Source organism: Variovorax sp. GrIS 2.14 (assembly GCF_046115955.1).
Classification (GTDB): Bacteria; Pseudomonadota; Gammaproteobacteria; order Burkholderiales; family Burkholderiaceae_C; genus Variovorax.
On sequence record NZ_JBJXIA010000008.1, the window covers coordinates 40,550 to 56,862 of the forward strand.

The window sequence follows — 16,313 nt, forward strand, 5'->3', positions numbered from 1 at the left end:
GGACGACCGAAAAATGAACCACTTTCGCGGTACTTACACCATCATGGTGACGCCCTTCGATGCGGCGGGCGAGGTCGACGTTTCAGCGCTGGAGCGCTATGTCGACTGGCAGATCGAATCGGGCATCCACGGGTTGATCCCGCTGGGCTCGACCGGCGAGTTCCTGTCGATGACCGACGACGAGATCGAGCTCGTCGCCAGGACCGTGATCGACCGCGCAGCCAATCGCGTGCCGGTGATCATCGGTACCACTGCCGAAGACACCCGCGTGGCTGCGCGCAAGAGCCGCATGGCCGAGTCGCTCGGCGCGGACGGCGTGATGGTGCTGCCGCCGTTCTATTCCACGCCGACCGACGACGAGATTTACCAGCACTACAAAAGCATTTCGGACGCCATCGGCATCCCTATCATGGTCTACAACAATCCGGCCGTGACCAATGTCGACCTGAAGCCGCCACTGGTCGCGCGGCTCTCGCAGATCGACAACTGCCGCTACATCAAGGAGTCGACGCTCGAGGTCACCCGCGTGCGAGACATCATGCGGCTGTCGGACGGCCGCATGGCCGTGTTCGGCGGGATCATGGGCTTCGAGTCGTACGTCGAAGGCGCGGTGGGCTGGGCGGCCGTGCCGTCGAACGGCGCACCGGCCGAGATGGCCCGGCTCTACGATCTGGTGATGGCCGGCAAGCTCGCCGAGGCACGCGCACTGTCCTTCAAGTATTTTCCGCTGATCGATTTCGTCGCCGGCCAGCAATACGTGGCCGGCACCAAGGCGCTGCTCACGGCCATGGGCCTGCCGGTCGGTGGACCCCGCCCACCGCGGCTGCCGATGAGCCCCGAAGGCATTGCCGCCGCCCGCCGAATCGTCGACGAACTTGGCCTGCACATAGAGCCTTCAACTTCCGGAGTCCGCGCATGAACACGCTTGCAGAAATCCAGCCGCAAAACGCTGCCAACGACCTGGTCATCCGCATGGTCAACGTGCAGAAGTGGTTCGGCGAATTCCAGGTACTGCGCGATATCAATCTCGAAGTGCGACGCGGCGAGCGCATCGTGATCTGCGGCCCTTCGGGTTCCGGCAAGTCGACGCTGTTGCGCTGCATCAACCGGCTCGAGGAACATCAGCAGGGCAACATCGTCGTCAACCGCGTCGAACTCACCAACGACATGCGGCGCATCGACGCGGTGCGTCGCGAGGTCGGCATGGTGTTCCAGCACTTCAACCTGTTCCCGCACCTGACCATCCTCGAGAACTGCACGCTCGCGCCCATCTGGAGCAAGAAGTACGCGCCCAGGGAAGCGAAGGAAGTCGCGATGGCGTACCTCACCAAAGTGAAGATCCCCGACCAGGCGAACAAGTACCCATCACAGCTTTCTGGCGGCCAGCAGCAGCGCGTGGCGATCGCCCGTGCCCTGTGCATGAGCCCGAAAGTCATGCTGTTCGACGAGCCGACCTCTGCGCTCGACCCGGAGATGGTCAAGGAGGTGCTCGACACGATGGTCTCGCTGGCCGAGGACGGCATGACGATGCTGTCCGTCACCCACGAGATGGGCTTCGCGCGCCAGGTCGCCAACCGCGTGATCTTCATGGACCAGGGCACCATCCTTGAGGAGGGCGCGCCGGCAGACTTCTTCGGCAATCCGCAGCATGAGCGCACGCGGCTTTTTCTGAGCCAGTTGCTGCACTGACCAACAGGCTGCGAAGGCGGAAGAAACGGACGCAGGCTGACGCCCGTATCAAACCAACCGCTTGATCGCCTTCTTCCGCCACACCGCCCGGTAGTAAGTCGTTTGCAGAATCAACATCGCCACGAACGCAGCCGGGTAAGCCACCCACACCCCGTTCAGCCCGATGCGATGGCTCACGACCCACGCCACTGGCACCTCGACACCGACGATGCACACGATGGAGATCAGCGTCGGCACCAGCACCGAGCCGCTGGCCCGCATGATCCCGGACAGCGCCGACGCCATGCCGAAGATGACAAGGCTCCACAGCATGATGTGCAGCAGTGATTGAGCGATGTCGATCACCGGCGCGCTGGTGATGAACAAGGCCATCAGGTGACGCGAGAACAGATAGCCCAGCAGCACCAGGCCACCGGTCAGGCACAGGTTCATGACCAGCGCCGTCCGCGCGATGGCGCCGAGCCTGTCGGCACGACCCGCACCAATGGCCTGGGCTCCCAGGATCGATGCGGTGATCGCGATCGAGATGGCCGGGAACTGCACGTACGCCACCACCTGATTGACCGCACCATATGCCGCCGTTGCGCTCGACCCGTAGCTGTTGACCATCGACAGCAGCGCGATTTCGGCCAGCGCGATCACGATGGTCTGGACACCTGTCGGCACGCCGATCTTGAGCACGGCCTTGAGCAGTTTCGGGTTGATTCGAAGGTGCCGCATGAAGTCCGCGTCGGGCGCCAGCGGGCTCTTGCGGTGGCGCAGCCGCCAGCCTAGCCACAGCGTCGCGACGACGAAAGCCACCGTGGTGGCCCAGGCGCCACTCGCCACACCGAGTTGCGGCAAGCCGCCCCAGCCGCGAATCAGCGCGGGCGTGACGAGGAGGCCGGTCAACGTCGAAATGAACAGCGTCATCAACGGTGTGACGGTGTCACCGACGCCGCGCAGCATGGCCGTCGACAGGAGGAACAAGAAGAGCCCCGGCATCGCAATCAACATGATGCGGGCGTAGCGCGTCGAGTCCGCAAGCACGTCGGCCGGCGTGCCGAGCACGGCCAGCATCGGCGTCGTGAAAACGCCGCCGAACAGCGCGACCAACAGGCCCATCAGCACGCCGACTGTGAGCGTCGTGCCGGCCACGGCCTTGACCTTGTCGACGTCGCCCGCGCCCCATGCCTGGCCGATGAGCACCGACGCGCCGGCGCCGAGCCCGATGACGAAGGCGATGAAAAAGAACATCACCGGAAAGAAGCTCGACACCGCCGCCAGCGCGCCGACGCCGAGCATCTGGCCGACGTAGATGTTGTTGAGCGTGCCGGACAGCGACTGCAGGATGTTGCTGAGCAACATCGGCGCGAGGAAGAAAAGAAAGGTCTTCCACAACGGACGGGCAGAGCGCCCGGCGGGATCGGTCAGGTCGGATGTCGCGACGCGTGGCGCCTTTTGGTCTGCAAACATGCGGAGGATTCTGCCCGCTCGCATGACCCGTTCGCTGGCTTTGGGCAGAATCGCCGCATGACTGAACTTCCCGGGGTGACGGTGTGCGATGGCTGCGACGCGGTCTATCGGCACGCGACCCTGCGACCCCGTGAGGTGGCGCGCTGCCAGCGCTGCGGCACCGAACTCGCACGCAATGCCGGCGAGCAAAAGCGCCGCATCCTTCCGCTCACGGTGGCGAGCCTGATCCTGTTCGCGATCGCCAACCTGTTTCCCATCGTCGAGATCGAATTGCAGGGTCGCCGCAGCCAGACCACGTTGTTCGGCGCGGTGGTCGCGCTGACCGGGGAGGGCATGTCGCCGGTGGCGCTGCTGGTGCTGGCGACAACCTTGCTGTTCCCCCTCATGCAGCTGCTGATCCTTTTCTATCTGCTGGTGCCGCTCACGCGCGGCGCACGGCCGCCTGGCTTCGCGCTGCTGGTGCGCGTGCTCCAGTCGCTCCGCCCGTGGGGAATGATCGAAGTTTTTCTGCTGGGCGTGCTGGTCGCCATCGTCAAGCTGTCGGGCATGGCGACGGTGGTGGCAGGCCCGGCACTGTGGGCTTTTGTCGGGCTCACGGTGCTGCTGACCTCGGTGGTGTCGTTCGATCCGCGGGCGTTCTGGGAGATGGCGTTCACGAATCCGTCGACCGAGCTTCCATCGGAGCCAGCATCTTGAAAGTGCCCAATTCGCTCAACGCTTTCGGCACACGGGTGGCCGGGCTGGCCGGCAACGCATCGACGCACACTTGCGTCGACGAAGGCAGCGGCACGCTGGCCACCGCGGCCGAGCTCGGGCTGCGCGAATGCCATCACTGCGCCACCGTGTGGCAGCAGGCTCACGACGGCGAGCCGTGCGGTCGCTGCGGTACGCGCTTGCGCACGCGCAAGCCCGACAGCATCCGCCGCACCTGGGCCTTGTTGATCTCCGCGGCCGTGATGTACGTTCCGGCAAACCTGCTTCCGGTGATGATCACGACCAGCCTGTTCGGCACGCAGCAAGACACCATCCTGAGCGGCATCATCTTTTTCTGGGTGTCGGGCTCCTACGGGCTAGCAGCGCTGATCTTTACGGCCAGCTTTCTGGTGCCGCTGTTCAAATTGGCGGCATTGTTTGTGCTGACGGTGATGGCGCAACGGCAAAGCGACTGGCGCCAGCTCGAGCGGGCCAAGCTCTATCACGTACTCGAAATCATCGGCCGATGGTCCATGCTGGACGTCTTCGTGGTGTCGCTGCTGGCAGGGCTCGTGCGCATTCAGGGCTTTGCCGAAGTCACGGCGGGCGTCGGGATCGGCGCCTTCGCCGCGGTGGTGGTGCTCACCATGCTGGCGTCCATCAGCTTCGATCCGCGGCTGATATGGGACAGCGACAGAAAATCAGATGAATCGAAAACCGGATCGAATAAGCGAGTGCAATGAATGAGTGAAGAGCGAAACGCGGAGCCCGTGCCGGCGCCCGCGCCGAAGCAGTCAGGTATTCCCGACGTACCCGCGCCGCGCGTGGTGCGTCGCCGCGATTGGATACCGTCGCTGATCTGGTTGATTCCGGTCGTCGCGGCGCTGGTCGGCATCACGCTGGTGGCCCGCATCCTTTGGGAACGCGGACCGGAAGTGGTGCTGACGTTCAAGACCGCGGACGGCCTCGAAGCCGGCAAGACCGCCGTTAAATACAAGGACGTGCAGATCGGCATGGTCGAGCGCATCCGGCTGGCGCGCGATCGCTCGCACGTTCGCGTGCTGGTGCAGCTCAACAAGGATGCCGATGGCTTCACGGCCGAGGACACTCGCTACTGGGTAGTGAGGCCGCGGCTCGATACGTCCGGCATTTCCGGCCTGGGCACCTTGCTGTCGGGCGCCTATATCGGCGCCGACGCCGGAGTGTCTAAAGAAAGCAGCGGCGAGTTCGCCGGACTCGAGGCGCCCCCGATCATCACGCGCGATACCAACGGCACGCAGTACCAGCTGCGCTCGCGCGACATCGGCTCGCTCGACATCGGGTCGCCGGTCTATTTCCGGCGCGTCAAGGTCGGGCAGATCGCGTCGTTCGACCTCGATGGCGATGGCCGCGGCGTCACGCTGCGGGTCTTCATCAACACGCCTTACGACAAGTTCATTGGCGTCAACACACGCTTCTGGCACGCCAGCGGCATCGATGCTCAGCTGAGTGCCAGCGGTTTCACGCTGCGAACCCAGTCGCTCACGACCATCCTGCTGGGCGGCATCGCTTTTCAGGCACCGGATGATGCGCAGGGGCCTGTCGCCAAGGGCGAAACGACCTTCGCGCTGGCCGAAGACGAGCAGACTGCCATGAAGGAACCCGACGGCCCGTCGCAGAACCTGCTGATGTACTTCAACCAGTCGGTGCGTGGTTTGTCGCCGGGCGCGCCGGTCGACTTTCGCGGCATCACGATCGGCGAGGTCAAGTCGTTGGGCGTGCAATTCGATCGCAGCGAGCGTGCGTTCCTGATGCCGGTACTGGTCACGGTGTACCCCGACCGGCTACGGCGTGTCGATGGCGCACGCGACATGCCCGACCAGCAGGCCGAGCGCAGAGAGCGTGTCTCCGCGCTGATCGCGCGCGGCCTGCGCGCCCAACTGCGCACCGGCAACCTGCTCACAGGGCAGGTCTATGTAGCTCTCGACTTTTTTCCGAAGGAGAAGCCGGTCAAGGTCGACATGACCAGGAACCCGATCGAGGTGCCGACGGTTGCCAACAGCCTGGACGAGATCCAGACCCAGGTGCAGGAGATCGCGACCAAGCTCAACAAGATTCCGTACGCGGAAATCTCGGGTGATCTGCGCAAGACCCTGGCCACGCTCGACACTACATTGAAGAGTGCCGAGACCACGGTGACCCGCATCAACAACGACGTGACGCCCGAGATCACCGCGGCCATGAAGGACGCGCGCAAGACGCTGAACACCGCCGAGCGCACGCTCGCAGACGACTCGCCGCTGCAGCAGGACGTGCGGCAAACGCTGCGTGAACTGACGCGTGCCGCCGGTTCGATCCGCGTATTGACGGACTACCTCGAACGCCACCCCGAGTCGCTGTTGCGCGGCAAACCGGACGACAAGAAATGAAGTTGCTTTTGAGTTCAGCGGTGTTGGCCACGCTGGCCGCCCTGGTCGTGGCCGGCTGTGCAGGCCAGCCGACGATGTACTACACACTGGCCAAGCCGGCGAGCACTGCGGCCACTGCGAAAGCTGCGGATGCGAGCAACGCGTTCCCGGTCAGTAATGGCGCTGCGCCGCTCTACATCGAACTCGCACCACTCTCGATGCCGGAGAGTCTCGCGCGGCCGCAGATGGTCGTGCGGCAGAACGGTGACCGCAGCGCGCAGGTCAATGTGCTCGAGCAGCATCGTTGGGCGTCGTCTTTCGAGGACGAGCTGCGCGATGCGCTGTCGAGTGGCGTGGCCAGTCGCCTTGGTGCTTTCGATGCAAGCAAGGGTGGGCGCCAGACGTCGCAGCCGGTTTACCGCATCGCAATACAGGTTCGCCGCTTCGACGCCATAGAAGGAACGCGTGTCGACGGCAGCTTTAGCTGGACCGTAAAGCGCTCCGATGAAACCGTGCCCACCGCTTGCAGCTTCGACACGAGCGAGCCGGTCGGTGCAGGCATCGACGCCGTGGCGCAGGGGGCGCAGCGCGTGACGGCGACGGCCGCCTCTGCGATTGCGCGCAGCGTGACCGCGGCCGGGGTCAAGCCGGGCGGCGCCTGCGGCTGACCGTCGGCGACCGCGACGCAAAGCTCAATCGGCGCGAATGCGGCCCTCGACCAGGCGATGCAATGCGTCGCACAACAAGCTTTCGGGCTTTTCGAACCCCTCGATCGCGGTGAAATGATCGGCGTTGGTAAGCGGCAGCAGTTCGGCGTAGTTGTTCTTGTCCAGCCACGCGCGATGCATTTGAGTGGATTGCTGTTCGAACGAGGGCTGCTCTAGCGTGCCCCAACTGAGGACTAGGGGCGTGCGGGACGGGCGCACCTGATGCCGTGGCGAGTTGCGGGCCACGAGCCCTTCGTCAAGCTGAATCGCTGGCTGTAAATAGCTATAGCGCAATGGAGCGATGTCGAACAAACCGCTCACGAGAACGGCGCCGGCAAACGGGTCTGCCGGCAGTCCATAGCGCTCCTGCCACGGCGTACAAAGCAGCATCGCACCCAAGTGCCCACCGGCTGAATGGCCACCGATCACAATCCGTTGGGGATCTCCACCATGCTGATCGATATGGCGGATGACCCATGTTGCCGCGGCCCGCACCTGCCGCACGATCTCGTCCAGCGTGACGGCAGGGCAGAGCGCGTAGTCGACAAGCACGGTCGTGAAGCCCAAGGCGTGCGGACCGAGCGCCATGTGGCTGAAGTCGCGTGCCGCATTGGCGCGCCAATACCCGCCGTGGATATAGAGGAAGACCGGAGCGCCCGGTCGGCGCGCCGGCACGATGTCCAAAGTCTCCGCGAGCGTGGGGCCGTAGGGCACGCCAGCGATATACGGAAGGCTGCGACGCGCTGCTTCGCTCTGTTCTGCATAGTGTCGCAATGAAGCGTCGAGATTGACGGCACGCAGGCGCGGGTTGTAGGCCTCGTTGATGGCATCCAGGCTGGGAAAGCCATGGGGCAACGACAGCAGTTCCCCAGATTGCGCAAGCAGGGCGGTCATGGACGCAATGCCTCAGAACGTGGCGGCAATGTATTTCGCCTCCATGTACTCGGAGATGCCGTGGTGCTGCCCGCCCTCCCGGCCGAGACCACTCTGCTTGACGCCGCCAAATGGCGCGGCAGGATCGGAGACCAACCCACGGTTGATGGCGATCATGCCGGCCTCCAATTCCGCGGCAACTCGCATACCGCGTCCCACATCGCGTGTGTACACATAGGAAGCCAGGCCGTACTCGGTATCGTTGGCACGCGCAATGACTTCAGCCTCGGTCTCAAAGCGCGTGATGGGCGCAACCGGGCCGAAGATCTCCTCGTGCGCCATCAGGGCACCGGCTGGAACGTCGGTCAATACGGTTGGCGGATAAAAGAAGCCTTTGCCATCCGGAACCGCGGAGCCGCACACCACCTGGGCGCCGCGCTCTATGGCGTCCTGAACCAGCCGATCGATCTTCTGAACCGCCTTGCGCGTGATCATCGGACCGCATTCGGTGTCTGCATTTGCACCAGGGCCAACTTTCAGGGCGGCCATCCGTTCAGCCAGACCCCGTGCGAACGCGTCGTGGATGCCGGACTGCACATAGATACGGTTGGCGGCCGTGCAGGCCTCGCCCGCATTGCGCATCTTGGCGATCATGGCGCCGTCGAGTGCGGCTCCCAGATCCGCATCATCGAAGACGATGAAAGGCGCGTTGCCACCCAATTCCATCGCGCAAGAGACGACGCTTTTGGCGGCCTCTGCGAGAAGGCTGCGGCCCACGCTGGTGGACCCGGTGAACGAGAGCTTACGCACCCGCGGGTCGGCCAGCATTGCAGCTGTGAAGGGGCCGGGTTCTGACGTGGTGAGAACATTCACCACGCCAAGCGGCACGCCCGCTTCTTCGTACAGCGCGGCAAGGGCATAGGCCGTTAGCGGCGTCTCGCTGGCGGGCTTCAGGATGACCGTGCAGCCCGCCGCGAGGGCTGGCGCGATCTTGCGGGTTGCCATGGCCGCAGGAAAGTTCCACGGCGTAATCAGTACGCAAACGCCGATTGGCACGTAGTCGACGATGATGCGGTTCGCTCCCGACGGCGCCGTGCCGAACTCACCTGTGATGCGTACCGCCTCTTCGCTGTTCCAGCGAAAGAACTCGGCGGCGTAGGCCACTTCCCCGCGGGCATCGCGCAGTGCTTTGCCGTTCTCTGTCGAGATGAGCAGGGCGAGCATCTCTGCGCGCTCGGTCATCAGCGTGTAGCAGCGGCGCAGAATTTCCGAGCGTTCGCGCGGCGGAGTTTTGCGCCAACGCGGTGCCGCCAGGGCAGCCGCCGCCACGGCCGCGGCGGCATCTTCGAGGGTGGCATCCGGTACCGCGGCAATCACGCTCTCTGTGGAGGGGTCGACGACGTCGATGGTCCGCCCACTGCTGGCTGCGCGCCACTGGCCGCCGACGTAGAGGCCTTGCGAAAGCAAGTCGAAGTCAAGCGCCTGCGCGCCAGTTTGTGCAAAGGGAGGGCGTGCGTTCATCGGGTGATTCCTGGAGGTAAGTTCAACGTGCCGCCGCGGCGAGATCGCCGTCGAAGGCCGCCTGGACGAGCTGGTGCATGCCGGCAAGGTCGATGGCGCGCGGGTTGTTCTTGACCAGGCGCTGGATGCCGATGGCTTGCTCGCAAGTCCAGTCGATCTGGTCTGCCGTCAGGCCCAGCGCGGCAAGGGTGAGCGTGATGCCGATGGCTGCAAACAGCCGGCTGACTTCGCGGATGGCGGCATCGGCCTGTTCGTCGGTGCTGCCGGTAGGCGCCAGACCCAGTGCCTCGCCCACCTCGGCGAAAGCCGAAGCAGACACGCGACGGTTGTAGCTCATGACGTAGGGCAACATCGTCGCGACGCCCAAGCCGTGTGCAGTATCGGTCAAGGCACCTGCCGGATACTGCACCGCGTGCGCTGCCGCCGTGCCGGCAGTGCCAAAGGCACAACCGGCGGCCAGTGCACCCATCATCACATCGGCGCGGGCCGATTCATCCGAACCATCGGCCACGGCCTTCTCGAGGCTGCGCCCAAGCAGTCGGATCGCGTACAGGGCGAATTGGTCGCTCAGTGCACTCTTGCCGATGAAGACGTTTTGTTGCGCCAGTTCATGGCCGGGCGGCTTACGGGCCGCGGTGAAGGCCTCTATGGCGTGGGTCATGGCATCAGCACCGGCGATCGCGGTGAGGCTGGGCGGGCAGGTCATCGTGAGATCGGGGTCGCAAATCGCCGCACTGGGAATCAGGAAGGGGCTGGATACGCCGATCTTCAGCGTGCGCTCCGGATCGCTCACCACCGCGACGGGGGTGACCTCGGAGCCGGTGCCGGCGGTAGTCGGAACCGCGATGATGGGAAGCACCGGGCCGGGCACCTTGAATTCGCCGTAATAGTCCTGTAGTGCGCCGCCATGGGCGAGCAGCAACGACACGCATTTGGCCATGTCCAGGCAACTGCCGCCACCGATGCCGATCACTAGGTCGGGCTGAAAGGACCTGACTTCGTCAGCGCACAGCGCCACGCTGTCACGCGGCACGTCAGGCTGTACACCGTCATGCACCAAGACTTCTATGGAGGCAGCCTTTAGAGCGGCCATCATTTCGCCGAATACGGGTGTCGCGGCGAGGCGCGCATCGGTGCACACCAGCGCGCGCTGGCCCAGGCGGCGGGCGACGGCCGGCAGCGCGTGCCGCTGGCCTTTGCCGAACAGAATTTCTCGAGGCAGTCTCAGTGCGGCAAAGAGTGTCATTGTCGTTGTCCTTCAGGAGTGATTGCGAGGGTGGAAGCATGGGCCTGCAGCTCGAGCGGCTGGCTTTTGGTCAAACACCAAAGCCATCCCTATATCGGATCGTATAGGATATAGTATCGTACGATGCAGCCTTTGCGGCCAGTCAAAACATCTACCTAATCAAAGAATTCCGAGTTCCATGACTTCACTCAGACCGGCGGAGATGACGCCTGACAGCACCGCTATCCCACGCGCCGGCAGCTTGGCAGAGGACGTTTATGAAGCGATCTTCGGACAGCTCATGGCGCTGAAGATCGCGCCGGGCTCGCGCATCACGGTGGACAGTCTGGTCAAGGAATTTGACGTCTCTCACACGCCGATTCGCGAGGCGCTGGGCCGTCTCGAAGGGGAGGGTCTGGTGGTCAAGCAGCATCTCGTCGGCTACCGCGCTGCCCCTCAAATTACGCGGCACCGTTTCGACGAGTTGTATGAACTGCGCCTGCAACTGGAGCCGCACGCCGCGGCCAAGGCGGCAGCTGCGATGGACGAGAGGAAGATGTCTGTACTCCGCGAGGCGGCCGGTGGCATGTCTCGTGGTGACACTGCCGACGAACGGCTGCGCTACTCCGCGTTCGCCCGGCAGGACGGCGTGTTCCACGACAGCATCATGGCGTTCGCAGGCAACGAGCTGATCAGAGAGACGCTCGCGTTCCAGCACACCCACTTCCACATCTTTCGTTTGATGTTTCACCGACGCGTCACCGAAGAGGCGCTGGATGAGCATCAGGCATTGCTCGATGCATTTGCCGCGGGTGACCCGCAGGCCGCCGCTGCGGCGATGCGTGCGCACATCGAGCATTCGCGCGACCGTCTCCTGCCAGCGTTCGACTGAAGGCGTGAACATGCTCTTGCAGGACCACGGAATGCAGACATCGTGCGCAACACCGCTTCATCAGGTCGACGCACCAGCCGCCATGCGCCCGTTGTTGCGCGCGGACGCCTTGAGCAAGCGGTATGGTCCAGTCACAGTGCTTTCGGACATCACGCTCGATATCCGGGCCGGTGAGATTCACGCCGTCATCGGCGAAAACGGCGCCGGAAAGTCGACGCTGATGGGGCTGCTGTCGGGCTACATCAGCCCTAGTGCAGGCACGCTAATACTCGACGGCCAGCCGGTGCACTTCGCTACACCGCACCAGGCGCAACAGGCCGGCATCGTGCTGGTACACCAGGAAATTCTGCTGGCCGAAGGGCTGACCGTGACGCAAAACCTGTTCCTCGGCCGAGAGCTTGGCCGCATGGGAATGGTGGACGACCGCACGATGCGCCGCATGGCAGCCGAGAAGTTGGCTGAACTCGGTTGCCACGTTTCGCCGAATGCACTGGTGCGTGATGTGCCGCTGGCCGAGCGGCAGCTGATACAGATAGCCCGGGCCTTGCTGGACGAGCACCGGCTGGTGATCTTCGACGAACCCACCGCCGTGCTGACCGGCGACGAAGTCGAACGCCTATTGACCATCATCTTCAGCCTGAAGGCGCAGGGCATCGCGGTGCTCTACATCAGTCACCGGCTCGATGAAGTGCAGCGCGTCGCCGACAGACTGACGGTGCTGCGCGATGGCCGCATGGTCAGCACGCACCCTGGCCACACGCTGAGCCAGATGGACATGGCGCACCTGATGGTCGGGCGCGAACTGGCCTCGCTGTATCCGCCTCGTGCCTTGCGGTCGACGACCGAGCCGATGCTCGCGGTGCGAAGCGCCTGCGTGCCGGGGTGGGTCAAGGACGTGTCCTTCACGGTCCACAGGGGCGAAGTCCTCGGCTTCGCCGGCATGATCGGCGCGGGGCGTACCGAGTTGTTCGAAGGCATCGTCGGGCTGCGTCCAGCCACGGCGCAGGTGGAACTGCATGGCAATCCCGTGCATCTCCGCTCGCCGCGCGAGGCCATCGATGCGGGTATCGGCTACCTGACGGAAGACCGCAAAGGCAAGGGCCTGTTGCTGCAGGAGCGGCTGGCGCCCAACCTGACGCTGTCGGCTCTGGGCCGATTCCATCCGGGGCCCTGGCTGCGCAGGCGCGCCGAAGAGCGTGCATTGACACAGAGCATCCAGGACTACGACATCCGGCTCAAGAGCCCACGGGTGCGGGCCGGCCAGCTGTCGGGCGGCAACCAGCAGAAGCTGTTGCTGGCCAAGGTACTTCTGACCGGGCCCTCGGTGGTCATCATCGACGAGCCGACACGCGGCATCGACATTGCCAACAAGGCACAGGTTTACGCCTTCATCCAGCGGCTCGTGGGCGAGCGCAAGGCGTGCATCGTGATCTCGTCGGAGATGCAGGAACTGATCGGCATTTGCGACCGCATCCTGGTGATGCGCCAGGGCCGAATCAACGGAGAGGTCTCCGGCAAACAGATGACCGAAAAAAACATTGCATTGCTGGCGACCAGCGACGTCCAGGTCCACCAGGAGAGCCGTACATGAGCGCCATTCCACACGTTCCCCCAACTGTCGCGAGCGCTCGCGAACGAGAGTTCGCGATCAGCTGGACCGACGCAGGACCCTTCCTCGCACTCGGTGCGCTGTTGATGATTGGCTATCTGGTCAATCCCGATTTTTTGTCCGCCACCAACCTGAGCAACGTGGTTGCGCGCAGTGCCTTCATCGCCATCATCGCGGTCGGCGCTACCTTCGTGATCTCTTCGGGCGGACTGGACCTGTCCGTCGGCTCGATGGCCGCTTTCATCACCGGCGTCATGATCATGTTCATGAACGGGTTGGCGTCCGGTTACGGCGGATGGGCCATCCCCCTGGGCATGGGCGTGGCCCTGCTGGTCGGTCTGGTCTGCGGCCTCGTGAACGGACTGATCGTCACCGTCGGCAAGATCGAGGCCTTCATCGCCACGCTGGGCACGATGGGCATCTTTCGCGCTCTCATCACCTACCTGTCGGACGGCGGCACCATTCCGATCGACCGCTCGCTGCGCGACATCTACCGGCCCGTCTACTTCGGCACGGTTGCGGGGGTACCGATCCCCATCCTGATCGCGCTCGCGGTTGCGGCGGCAGGCGCCTTCATCCTCTACAAGACGAAGTACGGCCGGCGCTGTGCCGCTGTGGGCGCGAACGAGGACGTGGCCCGTTACTCGGGCATTTCTATCGTGAAGACACGCACCATCGCTTTCATGATCCAGGGCGCCTGTGTCGCGATTGCGGCCATGTGCTACGTGCCGCGTCTGGGCGCGGCTACCCCGACCACCGGACTTTTGTGGGAGCTCCAGGTGATCACCGCGGTGGTCATCGGCGGCACCGTACTGCGCGGCGGTACCGGGCGTATCTGGGGCACGTTGGCCGGCGCGGTCGTGCTAGAGCTAATCGCCAACCTGATGGTGCTTTCCGACCTGGTCTCCGAGTACCTCGTCGGTGCCGTGCAGGGCGCAATCATCATCATCGCGATGCTGATCCAGCGATTCTCCAAATCGAAATAGCCTCGTTCGGACCCCACGAGGCAGCGGTGTGGGGGTCCATGCAGTTTTCAAATCTACATAAGTACGGAGACAAACATGTTCAAGACAAAGTGGATCGCGGGCTTGGCGCTGGGTGCGCTGTTGGCGGCGGGCGGAGCGCATGCACAGAAGAAGACGGTGGCGGTGTCGATTCCGGCGGCGGACCATGGCTGGACGGCCGGCGTTGTTTACCACGCGCAAGCTGCAGCCAAGGAAATCAACAAAGCCTTTCCGGGCATCGACGTCGTGGTGAAGACCTCTCCCTCGGCTTCGGCTCAAGTCAGCGCACTGGAGGATCTGTCGGCCAGTCGCAACCTTGCGGCCCTGGTCATCCTGCCTTTCAGTTCAGAAGAACTCTCCGGCCCGGTGAAGTCGGTCAAGGGCAAGGGCGCGTTCATCACCGTCGTCGATCGTGGTCTCAACGATCCTTCGATACAGGACTTGTACGTTGCCGGCGACAACATCGCCGTGGGCCGCAACACAGCAAAGTTTCTGGTCGACAAACTGGGAGGTAAGGGCAACTTGGTTGTGTTGCGCGGAATTCCTACCGTGATCGACGAGGAACGCATAAAGGGCTTCCAGGATGCCATCAAGGGCACTGAACTCAAGGTGCTGGACATCCAGTACGCCAACTGGAACAGTGACCAGGCCTTCAAGCTGATGCAGGACTACCTGGCCAAGTATCCGAAGATCGATGCCGTCTGGGCCAACGACGACGACATGCTCCTGGGTGTGTTGGAAGCGATCAAGCAGTCCGGCCGCAAGGAAATCAAGTACGCACTGGGCGGCAATGGCATGAAGGAGATCATCAAGAAGGTGATGGACGGCGACGCCGTGACGCCTGTCGAGACGCCTTATCCACCTTCGATGATCAAGACGGCGATCTATCTGACGGTGGCAAACCTGGCAGCCCAGGCGCCCGTGCGTGGTGCAGTCAAACTGGATGCGCCGCTCATCACCAAGCAAAACGCCAAGGAATATTACTTTCCGGATTCGCCGTTCTGACTCCCCACAACGCAGCAATCATCAACCGAAAGAATGACACCATGCCCGGAAAAAAAATCCTGATGCTTACTGGCGAATTCACCGAGGAATACGAAATCTTCGTATTCCAGCAGGCGATGGAGGCCGTGGGCCACACCGTCCACGTGGTCTGCCCTGACAAGAAAGCCGGCGACTTGATCAAGACGTCGCTGCACGACTTCGAGGGCGATCAGACCTACACCGAGAAAATGGGTCATTACTTCACCATCAACAAGACGTTCTCGGAGGCACAGGAACAACTCGATCAATACCACGCCGTCTACGCCGCCGGTGGCCGCGGTCCGGAGTACATCCGCACCGACAAGCGCATCCAGGCCATGGTGCGGCACTTCCATGAAGAGAAGAAGCCGATCTTCACCATCTGCCACGGCGTGCAAATTTTGATCGCGGTCGATGGGGTCGTGCGCGGCAAGAAAGTGGCGGCTCTGGGCGCTTGCGAGCCGGAGGTAACCCTGGCCGGTGGCACTTACATCGACCTGTCGCCAACCGATGCTTACGTCGACGGGACTATGGTTTCCGCGAAGGGTTGGACAGCGCTGGCGGCCTTTATTCGCGAATGCTTGAAGGTGTTGGGCACAGAGATTCGTCACTCCTGAATCACCGAGCAGAACAGGGCTGGAAATAGCCCTGCTCGCCGGCGACTGCGTTTCAAAGGCGCCAGAAGCGGCGCCAGCGCTGGCGCGTCGCCTCTTGAAACGCGCGGACCGCTCGCCACGGAGCGCTTTCGCGAACCGAGTACAGCACTCGGTTCTTCCACCCCTTCCAGCGCGGATACCAGCGGGCGAAAAGCGGGATGCGCATGAGCGCTGTTTCGACCAGCTGAAAGATGCGCGCGACGATGGCCGTGCCGATCAGCTTGGCACCGATCAGCACCGCGCAGCCACTGACCGCATGGCCTTCGCTGAACAGGAAGAGGGCCAAGACCTTGACCGGGAGCAACAGAAGCACGGGAACGAAAAACACCAGCAGCGCGCCCCATGGCGGCAGGTTGCGCACCTTGTCCTCTACGCGCGCCAACAACGGCAGACGCGTCAAACGGCCGACCAGATCGGCGAGCGGTGTCCAACCCCACTCCTCGAAAAGCAGCACCGGCACCAAGATGGCGGTCAGCAGCCCGTGGAGCACTTTTCGGAGCATCCACAGCGGTGTGCCGGCAGCGGCACGCGGTACCGGCTGGCGTGGTGGTTCGGGCGAAGGTTTCGGGCTCGTCACCA

16 protein-coding genes are annotated in these 16,313 nt (G+C 63.5%); 11 read left to right on the plus strand and 5 right to left on the minus strand.

The features are described from left to right. Positions 1 to 13: 13 nt before the first annotated feature. Together RCH10_RS14485 and RCH10_RS14490 are read left to right on the plus strand one after the other, a co-directional pair. A complete protein-coding gene (locus RCH10_RS14485; RefSeq protein WP_409052909.1) occupies positions 14 to 919 on the plus strand; it encodes a dihydrodipicolinate synthase family protein in 906 nt (301 codons plus the stop codon). After that, positions 916 to 1,689: an amino acid ABC transporter ATP-binding protein gene (locus RCH10_RS14490; RefSeq protein ID WP_409052910.1), complete on the plus strand. Its 774-nt coding sequence runs from the start codon at positions 916 to 918 to the stop codon at positions 1,687 to 1,689. Before RCH10_RS14485 ends, RCH10_RS14490 begins: the two co-directional genes overlap by 4 nt. Before the next feature lie 48 nt (positions 1,690 to 1,737). Here the strand turns inward: RCH10_RS14490 and RCH10_RS14495 are convergent, their stop codons facing one another. Continuing rightward, positions 1,738 to 3,036: an MATE family efflux transporter gene (locus RCH10_RS14495; protein WP_409053070.1), complete on the minus strand. Its 1,299-nt coding sequence runs from the start codon at positions 3,034 to 3,036 to the stop codon at positions 1,738 to 1,740. A 165-nt stretch (positions 3,037 to 3,201) separates the two neighbouring features. Here RCH10_RS14495 and RCH10_RS14500 point away from each other — a divergent pair, with 165 nt between their 5' ends. From RCH10_RS14500 to RCH10_RS14515, 4 genes are read left to right on the plus strand one after another with little or no spacing between them, the layout of a single operon-like run. Beyond that, a complete protein-coding gene (locus tag RCH10_RS14500) occupies positions 3,202 to 3,840 on the plus strand; it encodes a paraquat-inducible protein A (RefSeq protein WP_323495965.1) in 639 nt (212 codons plus the stop codon). A gap of 44 nt (positions 3,841 to 3,884) precedes the next feature. Continuing rightward, complete coding sequence (locus RCH10_RS14505; protein WP_409053071.1) at positions 3,885 to 4,580, plus strand: paraquat-inducible protein A; 696 nt, start codon at positions 3,885 to 3,887, stop codon at positions 4,578 to 4,580. Beyond that, positions 4,581 to 6,245 (plus strand): intermembrane transport protein PqiB, encoded by a 1,665-nt coding sequence (locus RCH10_RS14510; protein WP_409052911.1) that lies wholly within the window; start codon positions 4,581 to 4,583, stop codon positions 6,243 to 6,245. Then, positions 6,242 to 6,892 carry a membrane integrity-associated transporter subunit PqiC gene (locus RCH10_RS14515; protein ID WP_409052912.1) on the plus strand — a complete coding sequence of 217 codons (651 nt, stop codon included), beginning with the start codon at positions 6,242 to 6,244 and terminating at the stop codon, positions 6,890 to 6,892. The genes RCH10_RS14510 and RCH10_RS14515 overlap by 4 nt, the downstream gene beginning before the upstream one ends. A 24-nt stretch (positions 6,893 to 6,916) precedes the next feature. Here RCH10_RS14515 and RCH10_RS14520 read toward each other — a convergent pair whose 3' ends face one another. Genes RCH10_RS14520 through RCH10_RS14530 form a run of 3 tightly spaced genes read right to left on the minus strand, consistent with a single transcriptional unit; the run spans position 6,917 to position 10,571 of the window. Continuing rightward, positions 6,917 to 7,825: an alpha/beta hydrolase gene (locus tag RCH10_RS14520; RefSeq protein WP_409052913.1), complete on the minus strand. Its 909-nt coding sequence runs from the start codon at positions 7,823 to 7,825 to the stop codon at positions 6,917 to 6,919. 12 nt (positions 7,826 to 7,837) lie between these two features. After that, positions 7,838 to 9,325 carry an NAD-dependent succinate-semialdehyde dehydrogenase gene (locus tag RCH10_RS14525; protein ID WP_409052914.1) on the minus strand — a complete coding sequence of 496 codons (1,488 nt, stop codon included), beginning with the start codon at positions 9,323 to 9,325 and terminating at the stop codon, positions 7,838 to 7,840. Between the two features lie 22 nt (positions 9,326 to 9,347). Continuing rightward, the gene (locus RCH10_RS14530; RefSeq protein ID WP_409052915.1) at positions 9,348 to 10,571 is read right to left on the minus strand and encodes an iron-containing alcohol dehydrogenase; all 1,224 of its coding nucleotides are present in this window, start codon (positions 10,569 to 10,571) and stop codon (positions 9,348 to 9,350) included. Between the two features lie 202 nt (positions 10,572 to 10,773). Between RCH10_RS14530 and RCH10_RS14535 the strand changes: the two genes are divergently transcribed. From RCH10_RS14535 to RCH10_RS14555, 5 genes are all read left to right on the plus strand, one after another. After that, the gene (locus RCH10_RS14535) at positions 10,774 to 11,442 is read left to right on the plus strand and encodes a GntR family transcriptional regulator (RefSeq protein ID WP_323495972.1); all 669 of its coding nucleotides are present in this window, start codon (positions 10,774 to 10,776) and stop codon (positions 11,440 to 11,442) included. Positions 11,443 to 11,452: 10 nt separating this feature from the next. Next, positions 11,453 to 13,033, plus strand: a complete 1,581-nt coding sequence (locus tag RCH10_RS14540) for a sugar ABC transporter ATP-binding protein (RefSeq protein ID WP_409053072.1) — start codon at positions 11,453 to 11,455, stop codon at positions 13,031 to 13,033. Further along, entirely contained in the window at positions 13,030 to 14,037 is a 1,008-nt protein-coding gene (locus RCH10_RS14545; RefSeq protein WP_323495974.1) for an ABC transporter permease, read from the plus strand. The genes RCH10_RS14540 and RCH10_RS14545 overlap by 4 nt, the downstream gene beginning before the upstream one ends. 75 nt (positions 14,038 to 14,112) lie before the next feature. Further along, a complete protein-coding gene (locus RCH10_RS14550; protein ID WP_323495975.1) occupies positions 14,113 to 15,060 on the plus strand; it encodes a substrate-binding domain-containing protein in 948 nt (315 codons plus the stop codon). 41 nt (positions 15,061 to 15,101) lie between these two features. Further along, a complete protein-coding gene (locus RCH10_RS14555) occupies positions 15,102 to 15,695 on the plus strand; it encodes a DJ-1/PfpI family protein (RefSeq protein WP_323495976.1) in 594 nt (197 codons plus the stop codon). A 52-nt stretch (positions 15,696 to 15,747) separates the two neighbouring features. Here RCH10_RS14555 and RCH10_RS14560 read toward each other — a convergent pair whose 3' ends face one another. Continuing rightward, positions 15,748 to 16,311 carry a hypothetical protein gene (locus RCH10_RS14560; RefSeq protein WP_323495977.1) on the minus strand — a complete coding sequence of 188 codons (564 nt, stop codon included), beginning with the start codon at positions 16,309 to 16,311 and terminating at the stop codon, positions 15,748 to 15,750. Positions 16,312 to 16,313 lie beyond the last annotated feature (2 nt).

Bases quoted from the DNA above. Each gene is read 5' to 3' on its own strand.
- RCH10_RS14555 (WP_323495976.1), top strand. From the start codon at position 15,102: ATGCCCGGAAAAAAAATCCTGATGCTTACTGGCGAATTCACCGAGGAA.
- RCH10_RS14530 (WP_409052915.1), bottom strand. From the start codon at position 10,571: ATGACACTCTTTGCCGCACTGAGACTGCCTCGAGAAATTCTGTTCGGC.
- RCH10_RS14490 (WP_409052910.1), top strand. From the start codon at position 916: ATGAACACGCTTGCAGAAATCCAGCCGCAAAACGCTGCCAACGACCTG.
- RCH10_RS14520 (WP_409052913.1), bottom strand. From the start codon at position 7,825: ATGACCGCCCTGCTTGCGCAATCTGGGGAACTGCTGTCGTTGCCCCAT.
- RCH10_RS14545 (WP_323495974.1), top strand. From the start codon at position 13,030: ATGAGCGCCATTCCACACGTTCCCCCAACTGTCGCGAGCGCTCGCGAA.
- RCH10_RS14540 (WP_409053072.1), top strand. From the start codon at position 11,453: ATGCTCTTGCAGGACCACGGAATGCAGACATCGTGCGCAACACCGCTT.
- RCH10_RS14495 (WP_409053070.1), bottom strand. From the start codon at position 3,036: ATGTTGCTCAGCAACATCCTGCAGTCGCTGTCCGGCACGCTCAACAAC.
- RCH10_RS14500 (WP_323495965.1), top strand. From the start codon at position 3,202: ATGACTGAACTTCCCGGGGTGACGGTGTGCGATGGCTGCGACGCGGTC.
- RCH10_RS14485 (WP_409052909.1), top strand. From the start codon at position 14: ATGAACCACTTTCGCGGTACTTACACCATCATGGTGACGCCCTTCGAT.
- RCH10_RS14535 (WP_323495972.1), top strand. From the start codon at position 10,774: ATGACGCCTGACAGCACCGCTATCCCACGCGCCGGCAGCTTGGCAGAG.
- RCH10_RS14515 (WP_409052912.1), top strand. From the start codon at position 6,242: ATGAAGTTGCTTTTGAGTTCAGCGGTGTTGGCCACGCTGGCCGCCCTG.
- RCH10_RS14510 (WP_409052911.1), top strand. From the start codon at position 4,581: ATGAGTGAAGAGCGAAACGCGGAGCCCGTGCCGGCGCCCGCGCCGAAG.
- RCH10_RS14525 (WP_409052914.1), bottom strand. From the start codon at position 9,325: ATGAACGCACGCCCTCCCTTTGCACAAACTGGCGCGCAGGCGCTTGAC.
- RCH10_RS14550 (WP_323495975.1), top strand. From the start codon at position 14,113: ATGTTCAAGACAAAGTGGATCGCGGGCTTGGCGCTGGGTGCGCTGTTG.